The sequence below is a fragment of the Variovorax sp. LjRoot130 genome, assembly GCF_964253755.1.
Classification (GTDB): domain Bacteria; phylum Pseudomonadota; class Gammaproteobacteria; order Burkholderiales; family Burkholderiaceae_C; genus Variovorax.
The window spans coordinates 624,670-647,091 of sequence record NZ_CAXURM020000002.1 but is presented as its reverse complement, the minus strand read 5'-3'; the positions used below and the strand labels follow the sequence as shown (position 1 = coordinate 647,091).

24 protein-coding genes and 1 pseudogene are annotated in these 22,422 nt (G+C 63.9%); 23 read left to right on the top strand and 2 right to left on the bottom strand.

Annotated features, from left to right (window positions below):
* Positions 1–257: 257 nt before the first annotated feature.
* Together ACSQ86_RS32830 and ACSQ86_RS32825 are read right to left on the bottom strand one after the other, a co-directional pair.
* The gene (locus ACSQ86_RS32830; RefSeq protein ID WP_436307013.1) at positions 258–521 is read right to left on the bottom strand and encodes a hypothetical protein; all 264 of its coding nucleotides are present in this window, start codon (positions 519–521) and stop codon (positions 258–260) included.
* Positions 518–1,084 carry an IS66 family transposase gene (locus ACSQ86_RS32825; protein ID WP_436307014.1) on the bottom strand — a complete coding sequence of 189 codons (567 nt, stop codon included), beginning with the start codon at positions 1,082–1,084 and terminating at the stop codon, positions 518–520. Before ACSQ86_RS32825 ends, ACSQ86_RS32830 begins: the two co-directional genes overlap by 4 nt.
* A gap of 26 nt (positions 1,085–1,110) precedes the next feature.
* On the opposite strand from ACSQ86_RS32825, the gene ACSQ86_RS32820 reads away from it, so the two are divergent.
* From ACSQ86_RS32820 to ACSQ86_RS32710, 23 genes and pseudogenes are all read left to right on the top strand, one after another.
* The gene (locus ACSQ86_RS32820) at positions 1,111–1,482 is read left to right on the top strand and encodes a hypothetical protein (RefSeq protein WP_436310519.1); all 372 of its coding nucleotides are present in this window, start codon (positions 1,111–1,113) and stop codon (positions 1,480–1,482) included.
* Positions 1,483–1,502: 20 nt separating this feature from the next.
* The gene (locus tag ACSQ86_RS32815) at positions 1,503–2,579 is read left to right on the top strand and encodes a hypothetical protein (protein WP_436310518.1); all 1,077 of its coding nucleotides are present in this window, start codon (positions 1,503–1,505) and stop codon (positions 2,577–2,579) included.
* 107 nt (positions 2,580–2,686) lie between these two features.
* Positions 2,687–3,817: an IS110 family transposase gene (locus ACSQ86_RS32810; RefSeq protein WP_436305038.1), complete on the top strand. Its 1,131-nt coding sequence runs from the start codon at positions 2,687–2,689 to the stop codon at positions 3,815–3,817.
* 444 nt (positions 3,818–4,261) lie between these two features.
* Positions 4,262–6,709: a TOTE conflict system archaeo-eukaryotic primase domain-containing protein gene (locus ACSQ86_RS32805; protein ID WP_436310517.1), complete on the top strand. Its 2,448-nt coding sequence runs from the start codon at positions 4,262–4,264 to the stop codon at positions 6,707–6,709.
* A complete protein-coding gene (locus ACSQ86_RS32800) occupies positions 6,706–7,002 on the top strand; it encodes a hypothetical protein (protein WP_436307018.1) in 297 nt (98 codons plus the stop codon). Before ACSQ86_RS32805 ends, ACSQ86_RS32800 begins: the two co-directional genes overlap by 4 nt.
* A gap of 35 nt (positions 7,003–7,037) precedes the next feature.
* The gene (locus tag ACSQ86_RS32795) at positions 7,038–7,268 is read left to right on the top strand and encodes an antitoxin (RefSeq protein ID WP_436307019.1); all 231 of its coding nucleotides are present in this window, start codon (positions 7,038–7,040) and stop codon (positions 7,266–7,268) included.
* Positions 7,269–7,673, top strand: a complete 405-nt coding sequence (gene vapC, locus ACSQ86_RS32790) for a type II toxin-antitoxin system tRNA(fMet)-specific endonuclease VapC (protein WP_436307020.1) — start codon at positions 7,269–7,271, stop codon at positions 7,671–7,673.
* Between the two features lie 161 nt (positions 7,674–7,834).
* Positions 7,835–8,326, top strand: coding sequence for a helix-turn-helix domain-containing protein (locus ACSQ86_RS32785; RefSeq protein ID WP_436307021.1), 492 nt, complete (start codon positions 7,835–7,837; stop codon positions 8,324–8,326).
* A pseudogene (locus ACSQ86_RS32780) lies at positions 8,326–8,563 on the top strand (nucleotidyl transferase AbiEii/AbiGii toxin family protein); the annotation flags it as partial. The gene ACSQ86_RS32785 and the pseudogene ACSQ86_RS32780, both read left to right, overlap by 1 nt.
* Before the next feature lie 145 nt (positions 8,564–8,708).
* On the top strand, positions 8,709–10,445 hold the full coding sequence (locus ACSQ86_RS32775) for an IS1634 family transposase (RefSeq protein ID WP_436310516.1): 1,737 nt from the start codon (positions 8,709–8,711) through the stop codon (positions 10,443–10,445).
* 114 nt (positions 10,446–10,559) lie between these two features.
* Positions 10,560–10,949, top strand: coding sequence for a nucleotidyl transferase AbiEii/AbiGii toxin family protein (locus tag ACSQ86_RS32770; RefSeq protein WP_436310515.1), 390 nt, complete (start codon positions 10,560–10,562; stop codon positions 10,947–10,949).
* Positions 10,950–11,506: 557 nt separating this feature from the next.
* Complete coding sequence (locus tag ACSQ86_RS32765; RefSeq protein WP_436307023.1) at positions 11,507–11,749, top strand: CopG family ribbon-helix-helix protein; 243 nt, start codon at positions 11,507–11,509, stop codon at positions 11,747–11,749.
* Complete coding sequence (locus ACSQ86_RS32760; RefSeq protein ID WP_436307024.1) at positions 11,739–12,023, top strand: type II toxin-antitoxin system RelE/ParE family toxin; 285 nt, start codon at positions 11,739–11,741, stop codon at positions 12,021–12,023. Before ACSQ86_RS32765 ends, ACSQ86_RS32760 begins: the two co-directional genes overlap by 11 nt.
* A 428-nt stretch (positions 12,024–12,451) precedes the next feature.
* Positions 12,452–13,363: a LysR family transcriptional regulator gene (locus ACSQ86_RS32755; RefSeq protein WP_436307025.1), complete on the top strand. Its 912-nt coding sequence runs from the start codon at positions 12,452–12,454 to the stop codon at positions 13,361–13,363.
* A gap of 129 nt (positions 13,364–13,492) precedes the next feature.
* On the top strand, positions 13,493–14,503 hold the full coding sequence (locus ACSQ86_RS32750; RefSeq protein WP_093110439.1) for a Bug family tripartite tricarboxylate transporter substrate binding protein: 1,011 nt from the start codon (positions 13,493–13,495) through the stop codon (positions 14,501–14,503).
* Between the two features lie 27 nt (positions 14,504–14,530).
* Complete coding sequence (locus ACSQ86_RS32745) at positions 14,531–15,418, top strand: amidohydrolase family protein (protein ID WP_436307027.1); 888 nt, start codon at positions 14,531–14,533, stop codon at positions 15,416–15,418.
* A gap of 18 nt (positions 15,419–15,436) precedes the next feature.
* A complete protein-coding gene (locus ACSQ86_RS32740) occupies positions 15,437–16,423 on the top strand; it encodes a Bug family tripartite tricarboxylate transporter substrate binding protein (protein ID WP_436310514.1) in 987 nt (328 codons plus the stop codon).
* Positions 16,424–16,461: 38 nt separating this feature from the next.
* Positions 16,462–17,151: an RraA family protein gene (locus ACSQ86_RS32735; RefSeq protein ID WP_436307029.1), complete on the top strand. Its 690-nt coding sequence runs from the start codon at positions 16,462–16,464 to the stop codon at positions 17,149–17,151.
* Complete coding sequence (locus ACSQ86_RS32730; protein WP_436310513.1) at positions 17,148–18,074, top strand: NAD(P)-dependent oxidoreductase; 927 nt, start codon at positions 17,148–17,150, stop codon at positions 18,072–18,074. Before ACSQ86_RS32735 ends, ACSQ86_RS32730 begins: the two co-directional genes overlap by 4 nt.
* Positions 18,075–18,138: 64 nt before the next feature.
* On the top strand, positions 18,139–19,086 hold the full coding sequence (locus tag ACSQ86_RS32725) for a Bug family tripartite tricarboxylate transporter substrate binding protein (RefSeq protein WP_436307747.1): 948 nt from the start codon (positions 18,139–18,141) through the stop codon (positions 19,084–19,086).
* Positions 19,087–19,136: 50 nt separating this feature from the next.
* Positions 19,137–20,093 (top strand): Bug family tripartite tricarboxylate transporter substrate binding protein, encoded by a 957-nt coding sequence (locus tag ACSQ86_RS32720; protein ID WP_093110445.1) that lies wholly within the window; start codon positions 19,137–19,139, stop codon positions 20,091–20,093.
* Positions 20,094–20,100: 7 nt separating this feature from the next.
* The gene (locus ACSQ86_RS32715; protein ID WP_436310512.1) at positions 20,101–20,988 is read left to right on the top strand and encodes an amidohydrolase family protein; all 888 of its coding nucleotides are present in this window, start codon (positions 20,101–20,103) and stop codon (positions 20,986–20,988) included.
* 62 nt (positions 20,989–21,050) lie between these two features.
* On the top strand, positions 21,051–21,986 hold the full coding sequence (locus tag ACSQ86_RS32710) for an SMP-30/gluconolactonase/LRE family protein (RefSeq protein WP_436310511.1): 936 nt from the start codon (positions 21,051–21,053) through the stop codon (positions 21,984–21,986).
* Positions 21,987–22,422: the final 436 nt, after the last annotated feature.

Below are 22,422 nucleotides of genomic sequence, written 5' to 3'. Positions count from 1 at the left end.
GCAGAAGGCGCGAGCGGCGGTGGAACTACGTCTGCACAGGTCCTAGCGGCGACCTCGGGCGCCCGGTTGCCGTTCGCTACGAGGCACCTGGGATGGGTCGCCGTGGGTCTGATGATGGTAATCGCCGCGCTCGGAGGCTGGTGGCTCCGGCGGGGGAGGAAGGTCACGAGTGCCGAGCTGGCGCGCCGGCGTCTGCGACCCACCTGAGCATCCAGGTACGACCTCAGGCGGAATGCGCGAGTGCGCGGCCACGCCGGTCACTTCTTCGGACGCGGCTTGATCGCCTTTGGCCTATCGCCTCCAAAGTCCTGGGCCTCCATCGGCAGGCCGGCGCGCGCGATTCGCATCGGCTCGGGCTCGCCAGAGATCGTGACGACAACCCTGGTCCAGCCGTCGGTCGCTCTCCCGAAGACTGCCGTCCCCTCGACGCCAGGGGTGCGCACCGCGCGCAGGATCCGCGCGTCGTTGACTTCGAAGTCCTCGGGGGCGTAGACGAAGGGGATGGTTTCGGTAGCGCTCATGGGGACCCTACAACCAGCCGGTGTTGAGACCATCTGTACGATTTTCCGGGCTCCATGTGACGCATGCTATGCGAAGTTCCCGGGCGCGGAATGTGGACGAATTCCGCCTCTAGCGCCGACGGGAAAAACATGGCAAGTTGGGGTGATCGTACTTTTCGTGATTGGTACGGTTTCACCGTTTTGATGAGGAGTGCCGGCCCCTTGCGATTGCGCGCGACGGGGCCTTGCTTCGCTGCTTCTTGCTCGGGTCTCAGCTCCTTGATCTCTCGTTCGATGCCGTACAACTGCCCGCTGAAGTCGATGGCCGTGGCGGCGATCGTGCTCTTGTTAGCGGCGTGCAGCTCCATGAATTCGCGGCGCGCGTGCGCCTTATGCGGAGCACAACACGCCCGCCGCAAGTTCATCCAGTCCTGCAGCGTGTGCAGATCCGTACTGGACATCTTCTTGTCGGCCGCCTCGAAGGGGTAGCAAAAAAGCTGCCCGAGGCCGGAACTGCTTGGACCCATTTCGGCTTCGCCGAGTCGACCAATGAAAGCAGCCCATGGATCGTCGTCGCGGTTCAAGTCGCCAAGGTGAGGACGGTGCCAAGATGACGATCATGAAGCAGAACCCCTTTTCCGGTTCTTGGCGCATCGTCTGGATGTCCGGCTGGGACCAGAACTACGTGGACATAGAAGTGCCCGGCCACATCATCTTCAGCGCAGACCGGTCCGGCAGCTTCCAGTTCGGACTGGTACAAGCACAGATGGACTGCAAGATCGACAAGCGGCAGGGCCAACGCATCGAGTTCACCTGGCACGGCTTCGACGAGGGCGATGAACTGACTGGGCGCGGGCATGCTGAGATCGTTGACGGCGAGTTGCACGGTCACCTCTACATCCACCTCGGCGACGATTCCGCGTTCCGCGCGGTCGGGGAAACGATCGCCAAGCGCAAGTCCGCCCGCAAGCGAACGGGCTGAGCCTACGCTGATGCAATCACATGAGCGAGTACCAATACTACGAATTCGCGGCCATCGACCGGCCGCTGACCCGCACCGAGATGGCCGAACTGCGCGCCGTCTCCACACGCGCGGAGATCACGCCTTCGGGCTTCGTCAACCACTACGAGTGGGGAGACCTGAAGGCCGATCCAGCCGAATGGATGCGTCGCTACTTCGATGCCTTCGTCTACACCGCCAACTGGTGCAGTTGCCGGCTGGCCTTGCGCGTGCCGCTGGCCACGTTCCGCAAAGCCGAACTGGCGCCCTTCTCTTCCCGGCATGCGCTGACAATCGAGACCAGCGACACGCACTGGATCATCGACTGGTCGCTCGACGAGAGCGAAAACTACGATCGCTTCGGCATGGAAGACGGAAGCGGCTGGATGCGGCGCCTGGCGCCGCTGCGCGATGAACTATTGCGCGGCGACCTGCGGCCGCTCTACCTCGGGTGGCTGGCCGGAGCCGCTGGCGGCGAACTCGCGGACGGCGCGCTGGAACCGGAAGTGCCGCCCAGCCTGTCGGCGTTGTCACCTCCTCAGCAGGCCTTGGTCGAATTCCTGGAAGTCGATCCCGACATGCTCGCGGCGGCGATGGCAGGCAGTGGATGCGCTTCTGAGGCTGATTCAGCGCAAGGCGATCGCATCGATGCGTGGCTGAGTGAATGGTCGCATGACGAGATGGCAAACATGTTGAAGCTGATCGCACAGGGCCGTGGGCACGAAGCGGAGCGCCAGGTCAGATCCCGCCACGCAGCTTGGCTGAAGGCACGACGCCCTTCGTCCGCATCTTCCGCATCGCGGCGCAGCGTGGGCCAACTGCGTGCACTCGCCCAATCGGCCTCTGGCGCTCGCTTGGAGCGCGAGACAAAGGAACGCGCGAAGCAGGAGACGAAGCACCGGCAGCAACGCGAAGCGGCCCTTCAGTTGTTGATGACCGATGTGGACAAGCGCTGGGCTGCCATCGACGCACAGGCACGGCGTGGTTCGGCATCGGGTTACGAGCATGCGGTGCGGACATTGGTCGACTTGGCGGAGGGCTATGCACTCACGTCTAGACAGAATGGCTTGAGCCGTTGAGGTGGCCCGTCTCCAGGACTACCGTGGGTTGCGCACCGTGGGTGCGCCGAGCCACAACGCTGCACCCCGAGGGGCGGACAGCGTGTCAACGAGCAAGGAGACGGGCCATGAGTCAATCTACCACCACTGCGGCCACCGTTTACGTTGGCCTAGACGTCCACAAGGACAGTATCGACATCGCCCTGGCCGAGGCCGGCCGTGACGGCGAAGTGCGCCATTTGGGCGCGGTCGCCGGCGGCGTCGGTGCCGTCACCAAGGCCCTGCGCCGCCTGGTCAGCCGGGGCCATTGCCTACATGTCGTCTACGAAGCGGGCCCCTGCGGCTTCGTGCTGCAGCGCCACCTCGCCGCACTGGGCTACCACTGCGAGGTGGTGGCGCCCTCGTCCATCCCCAAGCGCTCGGGTGATCGGGTGAAGACCGACCGCCGCGACGCCTTGATGCTGGCGCGCCTGGCACGCGCAGGTGAACTCAGTGCCGTGCGCGTGCCGGACGCCGTGGACGAGGCGCTGCGCGATCTGGTGCGCGCCCGCGAGGACGCGGTGCGGGAACAGCGCAACGCGCGCCACCGCCTGAAGGCGCTGCTGTTGCGCAGCGGCGTGGTGTACGCGGGCAAGAGCGCCTGGACGGCGGCGCATCTGCGCTGGCTGGCCAGCATGGCGCTGCCGCACGCCGCGCAGCAGATCGCCTTCCAGGAGTACCTGCACGCGGTGAGCGAGTCGGGGGCGCGCATCGCACGCCTGGAGCAGTCGCTGCGCGATGCGCTGGCGGGCTGGTCGCTGGCGCCGGTGGTGGCCGCGCTGCAGGCGCTGCGCGGTGTGCAGCTCATCGCCGCGATCACGCTGGTGGCCGAGATCCAGGACTTCCACCGCTTCGCCAACCCGCGCCTGTTGATGGCCTACCTGGGCCTGGTGCCCAGCGAGAGTTCCAGCGGCCAGCGCCGCCGACAGGGTGCCATCACCAAGGCCGGCAACTCGGCGGCGCGGCGCATGCTGGTGGAAGTGGCGCACCAGTACCGCTACCCGGCGCGGGTCAGTGCGGTCATCGCCAGGCGCCAGTCGGAGTTGCCCAAGGCCGTGACCGACATCGCCTGGACGGCGCAGTTGCGGCTGTGCGCGCGCTTCAAGCGGCTGGCCGCGCGGCGCATGCCGCACAACAAGATCGTGGTGGCCATCGCGCGCGAACTCTCGGGCTTCGTGTGGGCCATTGCGCGCGAGGTGACGCCGCCTGCCTCGACGTGAACCCGCGATGACATGGCAAGCAACGCGAAGGAGGCGCCTATCGAACAACCTCTTTGAGGCCGGATCGGGAACGCGGCGCAGCCACGGCCACAGGGGAATCCTCGGCGCGGCTATTGCGCAGCCACGCAAGTGACCAACCGCAGACCCTAGAAAGCAGGCAGCCCCGCGACGAATACATGAACTGTCGGTAGCCAATCCACGCATATCAGCATGATCAACCGTCGCTCACGCACCCGGCTCCGTCGCGTTCCCCATCCGGCATTCGCGAACGAATTCTGCAATCCGGAACCCGGAGAGATGGGCTTGCGCTCTTGACAGGATCAAGCCATATCAGCCGCAAGGAGTTCGACCGCGCGCTGCGGCGCTTTCTGGTTCGTCATGCAACGCGTGGCGCATTGTTGCGCCGTCTGACCGAAGCAGGTCTGTGGTCAGGATGAATTCGTCATGACTGCACACAGCGGCGACGAACTCGCGCGGTTGCGCGCCGAGAACGCTCGGCTGGCCGGGCTGCTCGAGGCCCATGGCATAGCCTGGCGCGTGCCCGAAGCCGCGGCCGCGCCGGCTGCGATGATGCCGCTGACGATAGACGAGAAAGTCGCGCTCTTTCGCCGGCTGTTCCGAGGACGCACCGATGTCTATCCCGTGCGCTGGGAGAGCAAGGCGGGTAAGACAGGCTACTCGCCAGCGTGCGTCAATGAATGGCGTGTGGGCGTATGCGAGAAGCCCCGCATCAAATGCTCGGATTGCGGCCATCGACTGCTGATGCCTTTGGTCGACCAGACCATCTACGACCACCTCGCCGGTCGTCATACCGTCGGCGTTTATCCGCTACTGGCAGACGACGACTGCCACTTCCTTGCCGTGGACTTCGACGATGCCGATTGGCGCAGCGATGCCCAGGCCTTCATTCAATCCTGCCGTGAATTGGGCGTGCCGGCCGCGCTGGAAATCTCGCGCTCCGGCAACGGCGCCCATGCGTGGGTGTTCTTCTCATCGAAGGTCGCGGCGCGGGATGCACGACGGCTTGGAACCTCCCTCATCAGCCATACCTGTGCCCGCACCCGGCAACTGAAGCTCTCGTCCTATGACCGCCTGTTCCCGAACCAGGACACGATGCCGAAGGGTGGATTCGGCAACCTGATTGCCCTGCCTTTGCAGAAGGCATCTCGCGAGCGCGGTGGCAGCGTGTTCGTGGACGATACGCTGCAGCCCCACGTGGACCAATGGGCCTTCCTCGCATCGGTGCAGCCGATGGCACCGCACGACATCGAGCCAACGATCCTGCGCGCCACCGGAGGCTCGCATCCGCTCGACCTCACCTTCATCACCGAGGAAGAACAACACGAGCCGTGGACGCGCAAAGGACCTGCCAAGCAGCGCCTGCCCGGCGCCATGCCTGCATCTCTGACCGTGACTCTGGCCAACCTGCTGTATTTCGGCAAGGCATCCCTGCCTCAAGCGCTTGCGAACCGCCTGATCCGCTTGGCCGCGTTCCAGAACCCAGAGTTCTACAAGGCGCAGGCGATGCGCCTGTCGGTATGGAATGAGCCGCGCGTGATCGGCTGCGCCGAGAATTTCCCGAACCACATCGCCCTGCCGCGAGGCTGCCTGGATGCCGTCCGGGGGCTTTTGCGCGAGAACGGCATTCGCTGCGAGTTGCAGGATGAGCGATTCAGCGGTGAACCGCTGGAGGTGAGCTTCGCCGGCACGCTACGGTCGGACCAAGAGGAAGCAGTCGCGGCGATGCTTCGTCACGACACCGGCATCCTGTGCGCGCCAACAGCGTTTGGCAAGACGGTCACAGCGGCGGCGTTGATCGCACGGCGGGGCGTGAACACGCTGGTGCTGGTGCACCGTACCGAACTCCTCAAGCAATGGCAGGAGCGGCTTCAGGCTTTCCTGGGCGTTGGCAAAGGCGTGATCGGCACCATCGGAGGCGGTAAGGCCAAGCCTACGGGCCGGATCGACATCGCGTTGATGCAGTCATTGTCTCGGCAGGGGGAAACCAACGAGATTGTCGAGAACTACGGCCAGGTCATTGCCGACGAATGCCACCACCTGTCGGCGTTTTCGTTCGAAGCCATCATGAAGCGAACGCGGGCGAGGTACGTGCTCGGGCTCACCGCTACGCCGATCCGACGCGACGGGCGACAGCCGATCATCTTCATGCAGTGTGGCCCCACGCGACACACAGCTGCACGCCCGACGGGAGCCCCGCAAACCCTGGAGGCAATCCCCCGCTATTTGTCAGCGCACATCGAACTTGCCGCCGACGCCGGCATACAGGACGTGTTCCGGCACGTTGCCAACGACGCCAGCCGTACCGAAGCCATCGCAGATGAGATCGCGAGCGCTTTCGAGCAGGGGCACAAGGTGCTGGTACTGACCGAACGGACCGACCACCTCGACGCCATCGGCACTACCTTGGCAGGCCGCGTGCCAACGCTGTTCACGCTGCACGGCCGCATGTCAAAGAAACAGCGCGTTGCACTGATCGGTGCACTGGATGCTCTGCCGCCTGATGCGCCGCGCGTGCTGCTGTCCACCGGCAAACTGGTCGGCGAAGGCTTTGACCATCCACCGTTGGACACGCTGGTGCTGGCCATGCCCATCTCGTGGAAAGGTACGTTGCAGCAGTACGCCGGACGCCTACACCGCGAACATGCTGAGAAGTCCCGCGTGCGCATCATCGACTTCATCGATGCCGGACACCCGGCCTTGCTGCGCATGTGGGACAAGCGCCAGCGCGGCTACCAAACCATGGGTTATCGGATCCCCTCAGCAGGCGTCGACGCCCAACTGGCCTTTGACGAGCAGCAGCGGGATGGTGTTCAAGACTCTCCCCACGCCAGTGCGGTGTCATCGCTTGCAGGCAAGACAATATCGGCATGAAGCAGCAGGAGCTTGGCCTCAATCTGAGCACGCGGCGCACACGCAGGCTCCGTCGCAACAAGCCGCCGAAGGCGTGGGAAGGCGCGACGGCAGTCGCCGCTCAAAAGGCCAGCGAGTGGAACTGCTGGCCGCAGACGTGGTTGGTCCCCAACCTCGCGCCCGACAAGGGCGCGGTCTTCCGCGAAGCCGCACGCCTGCTGAGGGCCGGGCGCCGGCTGACGCTGGCCGACATCGTGACCGATGTGCATATCCCTGAGGGAATCCCCTGCACCCCGTTGACGCGGTCAGCGTGAATGTATATACTGTTTGTATATACGCAGGAGACCCGATGACTTACGCCCGTGTTTTCCAGTCCGGCAACAGCCAGGCTGTGCGCTTGCCGAAGGAGTTTCGATTCACAGCCGAGCAGGTGGAGATCTTCCGCCAAGGCAACGACATCGTTTTGCGTGAGCGGCCCGCCAGTGCAGCCGCCATCTTTGACGCCCTCGTCGGCATGCCTGCCGACTTCATGACCGATGGCCGCAGCGACAGCCCTCCCCAGGAGCGGGAGTTGTTCTGAATGGCCATTGGCTATCTTCTCGACACCAACATCTGCATCTACATCGCGAAGCACAATCCGGCCACCGTTCGAGCGCGCTTTGAGCAACTGAGCGCCGACGTCCTGGCCATGTCGGTCATTACGCTGGGCGAACTGCAACACGGCGCGGAAAAAAGCCAAGCCCGTTCCAAGGCCCTGGCTGCGCTGCAGCAGCTGCAGAGCGCCATCCAGGTCGAACCACTCACACAGGCGGTGGGCCAGCACTACGGCCAGATCCGCAGCGTCCTTGAGCGCAAAGGCCAGTCCATCGGCAACAACGACCTTTGGATCGCCGCCCACGCCCGTGCCGAAGGCTGGGTGCTGGTCACCAACAACGAGCGTGAGTTCAGCCGAGTCGACGACCTGGCTGTTGAGAACTGGGTTTGATGAGCCATCGAAATCAGCCGAAGATTTCGACAATCTTATGTCCAATATTTTGGACATTACAGGCGCTACGAGAGACGGAAACCGAACTGATGTGTCAAAGATGGAAGGGTGCGAACCCATGATCTGTAAAATGTCCAAAATAACAGACACTTGTCGCGCTTATGAATCTCACTCAGATAGGCCATGCCGTGCGAGCTCGCCGCGAGGCGTTGGGGCTCACGCAGGCGCAGCTCGCGCAACTGAGCGGACTGTCGCGCCAGACGCTGGTCGGGCTGGAGAATGGGACGTTGAGCGACTTAGGCTTTCAGCGAGTCGCCCAAGTGCTTTCGGTACTGGGCTTGGACGTATCCGGGCCGACAACAGCGGCGCGCGAGAAGAAACGCGGCCTTTGGATGGCTGCCAAAACGGCCAGCGTCAGCTATTCCAGCGAACTGGCGCCTGAAACCTTGGGCCACGCACTGGCTAGCGGCGATGTTCCCGAACCCTACGTGGCACACCTGACTCACCTGTTGGATGAAGCGCCATTGCCGATCATCGTGATGGCAGTCGAAGAAGCGGCTTCTCGTGAACACGTACTGCCGCGACAAGTCTGGCGCAACGTGGCGAAGCTCGCGAAGTCGCTGGCGGTGCACCGCCAGGGGCTGCCGGCGTGATGACGAAGAGCCTTCCTCGAGGTCCGTGGGAGGTACCCACGGGCGTTGGCGCTCATCGACGACATTCAAAAGCATGGTGGGCTCGCTGACCCGTTTTGGACGCTTGGCGGTGGCACGGTCCTGATGTTCCGATACGAGCATCGTCTCAGCAAGGACATCGACATTTTTGTTCCCGACCCGCAGTACCTCGGTTTCGTGACGCCTCGCCTGAGCGACACGGCCGCTGAACTAACCCGAAGTTCCCCACCTCTGTAGTCACTCCAACGGCGACAAGTGCTTGTCGCTGCTGATGAATCCTCCTTCTGGGAGGATTTTTTTGGATGCTACATGTAGTCACTAAATATACTTGACAACTGATGGTGCTTGGGCTAGATTTCTGCCCATGGCAGCCCGCACAGGTACCGCTCACGTCGTCACTACGACGCGCACCTACAAGGACCAGGTCTATCGCACCCATCTGCTGCGCCGCAGCTACCGCGAGGACGGCAAGGTCAAGAACGAGACCCTGGGCAATCTCTCGCACCTGCCCGATGAGCTCATCGAGATCATCCGGCGCTCGCTGCAGGGCGAGACCTTCGTGCCCGTGGCTTCCGCGTTCCAGATCACGCGCTCGCGTCCCCACGGCCATGTGCAGGCGGCAGGCGCCACGATGGCCAGCCTGGAGATGGCCTCGCTGCTCGCCTCCAGGCCCTGCCGCGAGCGCGACCTGGTGCTGGCGATGGTGGCCGCGCGCATCGTCGCCCCGCACACGAAGCTCGCCACCACGCGCTGGTGGCACACCACGACACTGGCCGAGGACTTCGGCGTCGCCGACGCCGACGAGGACGACCTGTATGCGGCGATGGACTGGCTGCTCGAGCGCCAGGATCGCATCCAGAAGAAGCTCGCCTCGCGCCATCTGAGCCCCGGTGGCCTGGTGCTGTACGACCAGTCCTCCAGCTACTTCGAGGGCAGCTGCTGTCCGCTGGCCAAGCTCGGCTACAGCCGCGACGGCAAGAAGGGCCTGCTGCAGGTCAACTACGGCTTGCTCACCGATGCGCGCGGCTGCCCGCTGGCGGTGTCGGTGCACGAGGGCAACGTCGCCGACAGCCAGACCTTGCTGCCCGAGGTCCAGCGGCTGCGCGAAGACTTCGGCGTCGAACAACTCGTGATGGTGGGCGACCGCGGCATGATCTCCAACAAGGCGATCCAGGAGCTGCGCGAGACCGAAGGCGTGGGCTGGATCAGCGCGCTGAAGAGCGTCTCGATCCGCGCGCTGGTCGAGCAGGGCCATCTGCAACTGGGCTTGTTCGACGAGCGCAACCTGCTCGAACTGAGCTCGCCGGACTATCCGGGCGAGCGCCTGGTGGCATGCCGCAATCCGGAACTCGCCAAGCTGCGCACGCACAAGCGCGAGGAGTTACTGGCGGCCACCGAGGCCAACCTCCAGAAGATCAAGGCCCGCGTGGACGCGCTCAAGCTCGCCGGCAAGGATGAGATCGGCTTGCGCGTGGGCAAGGTCATCAACCAGTACAAGATGGCCAAGCACTTCGAGCTGGCCATCGGCGAGAACGCCTTCACCTTCGCGCGCAAGACAGACGCCATCGCCGCCGAGGCGGCGCTGGACGGCCTCTACATCATCCGCACCTCGGTGAGCGCCGCACAGATGGATGCGCCCGACTGCGTGCGCCACTACAAGTCGCTGGCCAACGTCGAGCGCGCGTTCCGCTCGCTCAAGACCATCGACCTGAAGGTGCGTCCGATCCACCATCGCACCGCCGATCGGGTGCGCGCGCACATCTTCCTGTGCATGCTGGCCTACTACGTCGAGTGGCACATGCGCGAGGCCTGGCGCGAGTTGATGTTCGCCGACACCGAGCAGCTCGCCAAGGCCACGCGTGACCCCGTGGCACCGGCTACGCGCTCCAAGGCGGCGCTGGCCAAGGCGGCGCGCCACGCCTTGGACGACGGCACCCCCGTGCACAGCTTCTCCACCCTGATGGCCGAGCTCGCCACCATCGCGCGCAATACCTGCCGAACCCCTCAGGCCGGCCCCGAGGCGCCCACCTTCGAGCTCCTCACCAACGCGCAGCCGCTGCACCTGCGCGCCCTCGCGCTCGTGCAAAACATCAAACCGTAGACAGAAAACTTCCTCGCCAACTCAAGCAAGTGCTTGAGTCACAAGGGAATCTCGTCCGCCGCTTCGGGGAACTTCGGACTAACGAACGACTACACGGAGCTGCCTGGCTCGTTTGTGAAGCTCCAGTTCGAGGAGGGCGAAATCGACTTCGTCGCCGCACCGAATCTTCTCGACCAGGCCTGGGAAATCTGGGAGATTGCAGGACGCAGCATAAGGGTTGAAACGGCAGCAGAAATCATCGCAAAGAAGATATATCACCGGGGTAACCGTGCCACTGCGCGCGACCTTTTCGATCTTTCGTTGGTGATCGAACGAGAGCCGCAACAGTTGAGGCGAGCGGCCACGTTCCTTCTGCGCCACCGGCAAACCTTCCTTGACCAACTTGAGCAGCCCCGGCCCGGCTTGATTGCAGGTTTCGAGGCAATTGCCGCGCTCTCATACCGCCCGACATTTGACCACTGCGTCTCGGTGGCGCGTGAGTTTTTGACGAGCCTTCGGGATTGAGACCCTCACCGGCAAAGTCATGGGAAGAACAGACAGCCGACAGGCCGAGCTCATGCCAGCCGCAGCCTCGATCGCGTGAAGTTGGGCGGCCATCGAGCGGTCATAGAAGAACATACAAAAACAATATGCCTTATGTGAAATGACGGCGGATGGCTGAAGGCGGGCCGCTTCATGGCAAATTACCCAACGCCTTGTGCCTCAACTCTGCAACGACCTCGCGCGTCATGACGCGCCCCTGGCCCGAGCTCAACCCCTCTTCGATTCGCTCGCGAAAGCGCCTCTTTGCCTGCTCCTCCTGATCCCTGCGGATCAACTCACGGCGGTACTGATTTGTTTGCATAGTGACCCAGGAGAACACGCTGAGCACCGCTCGTTCGTGACTTACACGAGCACCCTGACGCGTGAGGCGCTTGAGGATCTGCTGCGTCCCGAAGACTTTCTCGTCGAGTCCGCTCTGCAGCGTGCTCTGAGGCAGCTATGGTAGGCGCATGCATGCGATATTGTAGTAGGATGTGTACATCCGACCACTCTTCTCGTGCCACCGCTCCAGATCTCCCATGTCTACCACCATGACTGTTCGACTTGACGACGAAGTCAAGGATCGTCTCGACCATCTGGCCGAAGCGACGCAGCGCAGCAAATCGTTCTTGGCAGCCGAAGCGATTCGTGCCTATGTTGAAAACAACGAATGGCAGATCGGCGAAGTCCAGGCTGCGCTGAAGGAAGCTGACGCTGGCGATTTCGCCAGCGACAAGGAGGTCGCGGCCTTCGCAAGAAAATGGAAGGTGAATGCGGGTTAGGTGGCTGCGTAAGGCGCTGCTCAATTTGGACGAAGAGGCCGCGTACATCGCCACCGACGATGCGGCTGCGGCGCGACTGGTCGTCGGGCGCATTCTCGACTCTGTGGCCCAGCTCGCTCATCAGCCTGGCCTTGGCCGCCCTGGGCGTATGCCCGGGACCCGTGAATTGATCGTGCCAAAAACGCGTTACATCGTGCCCTATCGCGTGGGCGGAGACGCGGTCGAGATTCTGCGCGTCTTTCATACATCTCGCCGTCTGCCACAGCGTTGGTAGATAGCGCGGCACGGAGTCTGATCTCTGGCACGCCGTAAAAAAACGGAATCGAGCGCTCGCGCCGTACCCCAGACCCAGGAACTGGGACGGCAGACTTTGCGACATTTCTAGTTAGCCAAAACGCGACATTACTATTCAGCCGCTACATTCGGAGCCTTGGCAAGATTGATTGTGTTAAATGACGCCATCTGCTCGCAGCAGAGGCCGGTGTCAAGGTGAACTGCAGCGCCCCCTTCGCCTTCAGGTGATCCACCAACGCGTCGTGCATGCCTGCAAGCGCCATGCCCACCTCCATCAATAGAAGCCACGAGTATGAGCATTCGCCAGCACATTGAGCGTCCGCTTCGAGCTGCGGACTACCGCTACTAGGCCGCCAGTGGCACCACGCTGTTGCCCTAAAGTCTTGGATCAGTGCTTTAAACAAACTTGTGGAGTTCATCCTGGATCTGCGCGATCTCCAGTACTTTGAAGTTATTGCCGAGCTCGAGCACATGGGGCGCGCGGCCGAACGGCTGCACCGGACGCAACCCGCGTTGACAAGCTGCGTACGGCGGCTGGAAGAGGCGTGCGGCGCCCTGCTCTTCGAGAAAACAGGCCGCGGCATCCGCCTGACCAGTGCGGGGAAGGCGCTTCTCAAGTGGGCCCAGCGCACACGCTTCGACGTGGAAAGCGCGCGCCGCGAGATCGGCGACATCGGCAGAGGCCTGACTGGAAACATCAAGATCGGCATCGTGCCGACGGCCGCGCAGTTCCTTTTGCCGCCAGCCGCGCGCGACCTGATGCGCGAGGCACCCGAAGTCACTTTGCGGACCACCGTGGCGCTGGTTGACATCCTGAAGCCGCTGCTGCGCGCCGGTGATATCGATCTGATGGTCGGCACCGAGGGCTCTACTGAACCGGGGTTCGCTTCGCAGAACCTGGCCGAGGACGTGATCGTGGTCGCCGCCGCCGACACGCACGCGATCTTCGACAAGCCGAAGCCGGCCCTGAAGGACCTGGCGGGCTATCGATGGGTGCTTCAGCCCCCTGGGGCACCGACGCGGGACTGGCTCGACCAGACCTTCGATCGCCATCGAGTTCCCCGGCCCGTGGTGCAGGTCGAAAGCACGATGCTGCTGATGCTGCCGACGCTGATCGGTGAGACCGGCCTGCTGAGCTTCATCTCGCGTCTTCACCTGCAGGCCGGGCGTTCCGGCGCGGCGTTGCGCGAAGTGAAGCTGCCGGCCACGACCATGCGCCGGCGCATGGTCGTGACCTATCGCGACAGCGGCTACATCTCCCCGGCAGCACAACGGCTGATCCTTCTGTTGGCGAAATATGCCGATTCGCCACCGAGGTAATACCCAAAGTCAAATCTATCGATCTTCAAAAAGTATCGATTGGACTGAATAAGCCCCACGCCGAATACTTGCCTCCACTGAACGCACCGCCCGCAATCGAGCAGGGTGGGCTAAACAGGAGACAAGTTCATGCAACATCGTGCCCTCGCCGCCGCGGCTTCGCGCCGCCTCATCGGCGTCGCCGCCACCACGCTCGTTGCCGGTGCGACGCTCATGGCCCACGCAACGGCGTCCGCACAGGCCTATCCATCGCGCCCGATCAAGCTGATCGTTCCCTTTCCGGCCGGCGGCGGCACCGACCTGATTGCGCGTGAAGTTGCCAACAAGGTGGCCGTCGCCAACGGATGGTCGATCGTCATCGACAACAAGCCCGGCTCCGGCGGCAACTTGGGAGTGGATGCCACGGCCAAGGCTCCGGCCGACGGCTACACACTGGTGCTGGGCCAGACCAGCAACCTGGCCATCAACCCCACGCTTTACGCCAAGCTGCCTTACAACCCCGAGAAGGACCTGACTCCGATTGTCGAGGTTGCAAGTGCGCCGCTCGTCCTCGTGGTGGCGGCGGACTCGCCGTACAAGACGCTCGCCGATGTCGTGACCGCTGCCAAGGCCAAGCCCGACTCGCTGAACTACGCCAGTTCCGGCAGCGGCACGGTGGCGCATCTCGCGACCGAGTTGTTCCAGAAGACGGCAGCAGTCAAGTTCACGCACGTTCCGTACAAGGGCGCTGCGCAAGGTTCGACCGACCTGATTGGCGGCCAGATCCAGATGTATATGTCGTCGGTGCCTACGCTGATCGGTTACGTCAAAAACGGGAAGATGCGCGCCATCGCCGTGACCTCGCCCAAGCGCACTGCCGACCTGCCGTCGGTGCCCACCATTGCGGAATCCGGCTTCAAGGGTTTTGAAGCCGTCACCTGGTTCGGCGTTGCCGGGCCGGCGGGCTTGTCGAAGGACGTGGTCGCCAAGCTGAACGGCGCATTCAACAAGGCGCTACAGGATCCGGAAGTCAAGAAGAAGCTAGCCAGCCAGGGCGCCGATGCGCTCGGTGGAACTCCTGAGCAGTTCGCCAAGCTGATCCACGACGACATCGGCCGCTGGGGCAAGATCGTCAAAGAGTCCGGAGCCAAGGTCGACTGACGCATTCAGCAGCAGAGCGAGCGAGCGATGCAGACGTTGGACAAGGAGAAGGCGGTCGCGCCTTTCTCTTCGGGGCAGGGCCGCACGAACGTCGAGGTGCCGGCGGGCGCCTGCGATTGCCATGTGCATGTGTACGACGCCCGCTTTGCGCCCGTGCCGGGCGCGCGCCTCCTGCCGCCTGATGCGAGCGTCGACGATTACCGGCAACTGCAGCAGCGCACCGGGACCGACCGCGTGGTGTTCGTCACGCCATCGACCTACGGCACCGACAACCGGCCGATGTGCGAGGCGCTTGTTGCCTACGGCGAGGGCGCGCGGGGAATCGCCGTTGTCGACGAGCAGATACGCGATGCCGAACTTGAAGCGTTGCATGCCAAAGGCGTACGTGGCGTCCGCCTCAATCTCTCGCTGGGTGTCACGAACTCAGCGCAGCAGATCGACGTGTTGGCCGCGCGTGTCGCGCCCTACGGATGGCATCTGCAATTGCTGGCAGCTCCGGACACGCTCGCTGCCCTCGAGGCCCGCCTTCTGCAACTCCCGGTTCCTGTGGTCTTCGATCACATGGGCCGCATCGCACCATCGCTGGCGCAACGACATGCAGCCCACCGATTGATTCTTCGCCTGATCGACTCAGGTCGCGCCTGGGTCAAGTTGTCGGGCGGCTACATCGTGAGCGAAGAAGGCCCGCCGGCCTACACCGACATCGCGCTGCTGGCGCGGGGCTACCTGCTGGCCGCACCCGAACGCGTGGTGTGGGGAAGTGACTGGCCCCATGCGTCTGCCACTGCGGGTCACCAGCCCCTGCCCGACGACGCGCAGCAAATGGACCTGCTCGCGCAATGGGCTGGCGATTCGACCGCCCTGCGGCGCGTGCTGGTCGACAACCCGGCCGCGCTCTACGACTACCAAACCTGATTCTTGACAAGGACAGCCATGACCAAGCTTGACCGGCGCACCGCCCTGACGATAGCCATTTCGCTTCTTGGGCTTGCTGCCATGCCCTCCACGGCGCAGGTCACCTGGCCGACCGGGAAACCCATCACCTGGGTCGTGCCCTACCCCCCGGGTGGCACCACCGACATTCTGGGCCGCGCCATTGCACTGCGGTTGGGCAACTCGCTCGGCGCCACGGTGATCGTCGACAACAAGGCTGGTGCCACCGGCACGATCGGCTCAGCGTCCGTCGCCAAGGCGGCACCGGACGGCTACACCTTGCTAGGCACATCGATTGGCCCTCAGGCCATCGTGCCGAGCCTCATGCCGAAGATGCAGTACGACCCGGTCAAAGCATTCGAGCCAGTTGTTCTGATCGGCACGATCCCCCATGTCCTCATCGTCGGCGCGGCCCAGCCCTTTCGCACGGTGGCCGAACTCGCCGCGGAGGCGAAGGCCCATCCGGAAGCGGTTTCGTTCGCCTCCGGTGGCAAAGGCACGATCCTCCAGATGCAGGGCGAACTGCTGCGCTTGCAAACCGGCACCCGAATGACTCATGTGCCCTACAAGGGCGATACCCCGGCCATCCAGGACGTGCTGGCCGGCCATGCGACCTTCATGTTTGCGCCGGTGGCTGCGGCGCTGCCGCACATCCAGAGCGGCCGGCTGCACGCTCTGGCCGTGACCTCTGCGGCCCGGCTGAAATCCATGCCCGAGGTGCCCACGATGGGTCAGGCCGGCTTCAAGGATTTCGTGGTGGAGCAGTGGCAGGCAGCCTACGCGCCGGCCGGCACGCCTTCGGCCGTGGTGCAGCGGCTGAACCAGGAGATCGTGCGCATCCTCAAGGACGCCGAGGTCGTCGCCATGGCGGACAAGCTCGGCGTCACGCTTGTGGGCAGCACGCCGCAGCAACTGGCAGAAACCCAGAAAGCAGACCTTGCCAAGTGGGCCAAGGTCATCAAGGACGCTGACCTCAGGGCCGACTGACCCACTTCCATTCCTCCTCTTACATCCGAAAGAATCCCATGCCTTCCAATCTTCCCGACATCATTCGCGACTTCGAACGCGTGCCTGCGCACATCGTGGCGCAGGCCGCTGAATTGCAGCCGGCCATCCTGGCCGATGTGGCCGGCCGCCGCGGCGCCGTGGATGGCCGCATCAAGGCTCTTCGTCCGCGCATGAAGCTCGCCGGCACCGCTTTGACCGTCGAAGTGCGGCCGGGTGACAACCTGATGATTCACGCCGCCATTGCAATGGCCAAGCCAGGCGACGTTCTCGTCATCGACGGCAAGGGTGACCAGACCTCGGCGCTGATGGGCACCATCATGATGACGGCCTGCAAGCAACTGGGCATCGCCGGCGTGGTGATGGATGGCGCCTGTCGCGACAGCATCGAGATCGACGAAATGGACTACCCGGTGTTCAGCGTCGGCACCAACCCGAACGGTCCTACCAAGAACATCGGCGGCCGCATTGGCCATCCGATTTCCATCGGCGGTGTGACCGTGCACGCCGGCGACTTCGTGATCGCCGATGGCGATGGCGTCGTGGTGGTCGAGCGCGAGAAGATCGAAGGGCTGTTGCCGCTCGCGGCCAAAAAGGTGAAGGATGAAGCCGCACGCATCTGCGCCATCAAAACTGGCGATACCGCTGCGAAATGGCTGAACGCTGCTCTCCGAACAGCCGGTGTGCTCAAGGAAGGGGAGGCGCTGTGAGCACGATCCTCGTCACGGGTGCTGACCTCGCGCCGCAGGCGCTCGCGCTGCTAGTGGGTCACGATGTCATCTATGCCGGCAAGACGCCGACCGAAGACGACCTGGTGGCACTTTGCCGTGCGCATGATCCGATGGCCATCATCGTGCGCTACGGCAAGGTCGGCAGCGTCGTGATGGACGCAGCGCCGTCGCTGCGCGTGATCTCCAAGCACGGCAGCGGCACCGATACCATCGACAAGGTGGCGGCGCAGGCCCGCGGCATCGACGTGGTCGCGGCAGCCGGTGCCAATGCCGCTGCAGTGGCCGAGCAGGCACTGGCCCTCTTGCTGGCGTGCGCCAAGTCGGTGGTGGCCCTGGATGCACGCATGCACGCCGGTCATTGGGACAAAGCCACGCACAAGAGCCTCGAGCTCGGTGGCCGCACCATCGGTCTGGTCGGCTTGGGCGCGATCGGACTGCGCTTTGCGCGCATGGCCGATGCCCTCGGGATGCGCGTGATCGGGTTCGATCCATTTGCGAAAGACTTGCCAGCGTACGTGGAATGCGTCGACTTGCCGACGATCTGGCGCGAGTCCGATGCGATCTCGCTGCACTGCCCTCTGACAGAAGACAACCGCGGCCTGCTCAATGCCACCACGCTGGCCCAGTGCAAGCGCGGCGTCGTCCTGGTCAACACGGCGCGCGGCGGGTTGATCGACGAGGCCGCGCTGCTGAGCGCAGTACGTTCCGGTCAGGTTGCAATGGCCGGTCTCGACAGCTTCGCGGTAGAGCCGATGACTGCCGGCCATCCGTTCCAGGGTGAAAAGAACTTCGTACTGAGTCCCCACATTGGTGGCGTGACCAGCGATGCCTACGTGAACATGGGCGTCGGCGCCGCCAGGAATGTGTTGCAGGTGCTGACACGCCAGCCAGCCACGACCTGATGGCCCAGTGATGCAGAACAAGAAGGAGACATCCGTGAAACGATACTTCGCCATCGCATGGCTGATGGGAACGACTGGTCTGTTCGTCACGCTGTCCGCCCAGGCGCAGTCGACCTGGCCAGCCAAGCCAGTGCACGTCCTCGTCGGTTTCTCGGCGGGTGGGCCGACCGATGTCGTCGCGCGTGTATTCGCCGACTATGCCTCTCGCACGCTGGGCCAGCCTTTCGTGGTGGACAACAAGCCCGGCGCCAATACCATCCTGGCGGCCGAGGCGGTGGCGTCTGCGCCAGCGGACGGCTACACGCTCCTGCTCGGTGCAACCAACCACACGATGATTCCCGCGCTTTACAGCCAGCGGGTGAAGTTCGACGCTGTGCGCTCTTTTGCGCCGGTGTGCTCGCTGGCCGTCAGCCCGATGGTGCTGGTCGTCGGCCCATCGATGCCGGTCAAGACGCTTGGAGACTTCCTGAAGGAGGTCAAGGCCGCCCCCGGCAAGCGCACCTACGGCACGCCGGGCAGCGGCAGTTCCGGCCATTTTGCAAGTGAGCAGTTCACGCGGCTGACCGGAACCTCGATGAATCACATCCCCTACAAGGGCGCGGCCCAAGCCACGACCGACATGATCGGCGGGCAGGTGGACAGCTCTTTTGCCACGCTGGGGTCGGTGCTGCCTCAGGTGCAGGCAGGCAAGCTGAACGCGCTGGCCGTCGCCGCGCCCAAACGTTCTGCGCTGCTGCCGAACGTGCCGACTTTCGAGGAGGCCGGCGTGAAAGGGTATTCCGCCGATGCGTGGTATGGCCTGCTCGCGCCCGCGAACACGCCGGCAGCGACCTTGGCGGTGCTGCGTCGGGTTGCGACCGAGTTCGCCCAGTCACCTGCCACGGCAGAGAAGTTCAGGCTCCTGGGTATGGAAGCGCAGAGTACCTGCGCTGAAGCCTTCGGCACGCAACTGACGCGCGAGGTGAAGGCTTACGGTGAGCTGGCCCGTGCGCTTGACCTCAAACCTGAATGAGCGCTCGCCGTTCGCCAGATTCCCGTCCGACATTCTTCGAGAACCAACCCATGAAAACCTTGATCCGTCGCGTGCTCGCTGCATGCCTCTTTGTCGCCGCTTCCGCACAGGCGGCGTTTCCGGACCGACCAATCACGCTAGTCGTGCCCTACGCACCCGGAGGCTCGGCTGATGCGCTGGCGCGCGTGCTCGCGGTGCGCATGGGCGCGAAGCTCGGCACCAGCGTGATTGTTGACAACCGCCCCGGGGCGAGTGGCACCATCGGCGCAAGCTATGCCGCCAAGGCGCCGGCCGATGGGTACACCATGCTCTACGACGCCACGCCCTATTCGATCAATCCGCACCTGTTTCCGCGCATGCCCTTCGCGAGCAACGCTCTGCAGCCGCTGTCGCTCGTCTCGCTGGCGCCGAACATCATCATCGTCAAGGCCGAGTCGCCGATCAAGGATGTGAAGGACCTGGTGGCCAAGGCCAAGGCGACACCCGGCAAGCTGAACTACGCCTCCGGCGGTAGCGGCACGGTGCAACGTCTGGCGGCAGAACTGCTGCGCCAGAAGCTCGATCTCGACATGGTGCATGTTGGCTACAAGAGCGGGGGTCCTGCCATCGTCGACGTGACCGGCGGTCAGGTCGACTTCATGTTCAGCACCATCGCGGCGTCATACCCGCTGGTCTCATCGGGCAAGCTGCGCGCGCTGGCCGTGTCGTCGCCCGAGCGTTCGAAGCGCCTGCCCGACGTGCCGACGGTGGCCGAATCGCTGGTGCCTGGCTATGAGGCATTCGAGTGGAATGGTTTGCTGCTGCCGGCCGGCACGCCCGAGCCGGTCGCTGCGAAGTTGCACAAGGCCCTGGTCGACGTGCTGAAGGAAGACGAGGTGAAGCAGCGTTTCACCGACGTCGGCGTGCAAGCCGTCGGGTCCACGCCAGCCGAGTTCGCCACTTTCCTGAAGAAGGAAGACGCGAAGTGGGCCGAAGTGATCCGCAAGGGCAACATCAAGCTCGACTGAATTGCCGATGGCTGCCCTCCCGCCCACGCGTCCCGTCCCGCATTCGGTTGGTCTTGAACGACCGTCGCGCGCGCTGCCCGCCGGTGCGTGCGACAGCCACATGCATATCTTCGATCCGCGGTTCACGCCGTCGCCGCACTGGAAGCGCCAGCCGCCCTGCGCAGAGGTGGCCGCCTACCGCCAGCTCCAGCAACGGCTCGGGACGTCGCGAACGGTGGTCGTCAACCCGTCGACCTACGGCACCGACAACGCCTGCATGCTCGACGCACTTGAGCAGCTTGGTGATGAAGCGCGTGGTGTTGCGGTGGTAGGCGTCGACGTGGATGACGCCGAACTCGAGCGACTCAACGCGCGCCGCGTATGTGGACTGCGCGTCAACTTCGTGACGGCGCAATCGTGGGGCACCACCACGGCGGAAATGCTGCGGACGCTTGCGCGCAGGGTCGCCCGCCTTGGCTGGCACATCCAGGTCTTCGTGCACCCCGAACAACTGGTTGAACTCACGCCGGTGCTCGAGGCGTTGCCAACCCCACTCGTGGTTGACCACATGGCCCGCATCGATCCCGCCGAAGGTCTGGACAGCGTCGCCTTCACCACGTTGCGTCGGCTGCTCGACCGGGGCAACACATGGGTGAAGCTGTCCGGTGTCTACATGCGCTCGCGCGAAGGCGCTCCCGCATACCGCGACGCCCAAGCGCTCGGGTGTGCATTGGTGCAGGCCGCACCGCAGCGCATGGTGTGGGGCAGCGACTGGCCGCATACCACCGAGGCATCAGGCTCCGTTGACGACGCAGACCTGGTCAATGTGCTGCGCGGCTGGTGTGGCGACGACGGGGTGATGGACCGTATCCTCATCGACAACCCGGCACGACTCTACGGCTTCGGCGGCGCCTGACCACACGCGGTCAAGCCTGCCTTCACTACTGCGCGGCATCGAAGCCGCGACGGAGATCCACGGTGTTCTTTCTGCAAGCTCCCCAAGTTCACGAGCTCGAGGTGTTCTCGCGAATGCCCGAAATCTTCCGGCGGCGCAAGACAAGCGCGTGGGCCGACGCCAACCGTGGCGGCCAGGTCACGGACTCGTTTCTCGAAGGACCGGTTTTCGATGACGCCGGAAACCTTTACGTAGCCGATATTCCCTTTGGGCGCATCTTCCGCATCGACCCCGCTGGTGCATGGACACAGGTGACCGAGTACGACGGCGAGCCCAACGGGATGAAGTTTCTGGATGCGCACACCCTGCTCGTCACCGACTACAAGAACGGTCTTATGCGCATTGACGTGCGGGATGGCGCCGTCACACCGTATCTGCAGCGGCGCAATAGCGAAGGCTTCAAAGGCGTCAACGACTTGGTGCTCGACGAACGGGGGAACATCTACTTCACTGACCAGGGCCAGACCGGGTTGCACGACCCGACCGGGCGTCTTTACCGGTTGCGACCGGACGGCCAACTCGACCTGTTGCTGGCCAACGTGCCCAGCCCGAACGGCGTAGCACTGTCACCGGATGGCAAGCTGCTCTACCTCGCCGTAACACGCGGCAACTGTGTGTGGCGCGTGCCGCTTCTGACCGACGGGAGTGTGGCGAAGGTAAGTCAGTTCTTCACGTCGTACGGTCCGAGCGGCCCGGACGGCCTTGCCGTGGACGCACAGGGGCGCCTGCTGGTTGCGAACCCTGGGCTTGGCTATGTCTGGGTGCTCAATGCGCGTGGCGAACCCGTGATCGTGTTTCGCGGCCCGACAGGCGCTTCGACGACGAATCTGGCCTTTGGCGGCAGTGGAAGGTCGACTCTTTTCATCACCGATTCGACGCATGGTCAGGTGCTTATGGCCGCGCTCGATTCCGCAGGGCTTGTATTGCATCGCGGTCGCAACACCGATGGCTTTGCTTGATTCCTGGGCGATTTGATCAAGGCGCAGAGCCTGAGACGCGTTAGCTTCGCCCTGGCGCAGCACATCTTCAGTAGACAAGTTCTCCACCGTGCCGGTGGACAAGGCTGTGGAAAACGACGTGCACATCGCGCCAGACTGTTGTCACGCGGGCGTCACCATGCTCTGCCTGCAAAAGCGGCATCGCGCCCCCTGAAATTGAGACAACCGCCGGCATCGAGGATGCCGCCCAATCTGGGCGGGTGCCGAAGCGACCTCTACCAGCGCCGGCCGACTGTCAGTCTGAAGCATGACGCATTCGTATGACGCCGGGATTAAGTGACGGTTCCAATGCACAACGGCAGCGCACTGCCGTGCTCGATCAGCGGCGAGGCTGCAATGGAGCCGCTGGTGCTGCTCGCCGAGATCGTGCCGGCGGCGCAGTCCCTGACGCTCGGCT

Bases quoted from the DNA above. Each gene is read 5' to 3' on its own strand.
- ACSQ86_RS32830 (WP_436307013.1), bottom strand. From the start codon at position 521: ATGAGCGCTACCGAAACCATCCCCTTCGTCTACGCCCCCGAGGACTTC.
- ACSQ86_RS32820 (WP_436310519.1), top strand. From the start codon at position 1,111: ATGACGATCATGAAGCAGAACCCCTTTTCCGGTTCTTGGCGCATCGTC.
- ACSQ86_RS32815 (WP_436310518.1), top strand. From the start codon at position 1,503: ATGAGCGAGTACCAATACTACGAATTCGCGGCCATCGACCGGCCGCTG.
- ACSQ86_RS32810 (WP_436305038.1), top strand. From the start codon at position 2,687: ATGAGTCAATCTACCACCACTGCGGCCACCGTTTACGTTGGCCTAGAC.
- ACSQ86_RS32805 (WP_436310517.1), top strand. From the start codon at position 4,262: ATGACTGCACACAGCGGCGACGAACTCGCGCGGTTGCGCGCCGAGAAC.
- ACSQ86_RS32800 (WP_436307018.1), top strand. From the start codon at position 6,706: ATGAAGCAGCAGGAGCTTGGCCTCAATCTGAGCACGCGGCGCACACGC.
- ACSQ86_RS32795 (WP_436307019.1), top strand. From the start codon at position 7,038: ATGACTTACGCCCGTGTTTTCCAGTCCGGCAACAGCCAGGCTGTGCGC.
- vapC (WP_436307020.1), top strand. From the start codon at position 7,269: ATGGCCATTGGCTATCTTCTCGACACCAACATCTGCATCTACATCGCG.
- ACSQ86_RS32785 (WP_436307021.1), top strand. From the start codon at position 7,835: ATGAATCTCACTCAGATAGGCCATGCCGTGCGAGCTCGCCGCGAGGCG.
- ACSQ86_RS32775 (WP_436310516.1), top strand. From the start codon at position 8,709: ATGGCAGCCCGCACAGGTACCGCTCACGTCGTCACTACGACGCGCACC.
- ACSQ86_RS32765 (WP_436307023.1), top strand. From the start codon at position 11,507: ATGTCTACCACCATGACTGTTCGACTTGACGACGAAGTCAAGGATCGT.
- ACSQ86_RS32760 (WP_436307024.1), top strand. From the start codon at position 11,739: ATGCGGGTTAGGTGGCTGCGTAAGGCGCTGCTCAATTTGGACGAAGAG.
- ACSQ86_RS32750 (WP_093110439.1), top strand. From the start codon at position 13,493: ATGCAACATCGTGCCCTCGCCGCCGCGGCTTCGCGCCGCCTCATCGGC.
- ACSQ86_RS32745 (WP_436307027.1), top strand. From the start codon at position 14,531: ATGCAGACGTTGGACAAGGAGAAGGCGGTCGCGCCTTTCTCTTCGGGG.
- ACSQ86_RS32740 (WP_436310514.1), top strand. From the start codon at position 15,437: ATGACCAAGCTTGACCGGCGCACCGCCCTGACGATAGCCATTTCGCTT.
- ACSQ86_RS32735 (WP_436307029.1), top strand. From the start codon at position 16,462: ATGCCTTCCAATCTTCCCGACATCATTCGCGACTTCGAACGCGTGCCT.
- ACSQ86_RS32725 (WP_436307747.1), top strand. From the start codon at position 18,139: ATGGGAACGACTGGTCTGTTCGTCACGCTGTCCGCCCAGGCGCAGTCG.
- ACSQ86_RS32720 (WP_093110445.1), top strand. From the start codon at position 19,137: ATGAAAACCTTGATCCGTCGCGTGCTCGCTGCATGCCTCTTTGTCGCC.
- ACSQ86_RS32715 (WP_436310512.1), top strand. From the start codon at position 20,101: ATGGCTGCCCTCCCGCCCACGCGTCCCGTCCCGCATTCGGTTGGTCTT.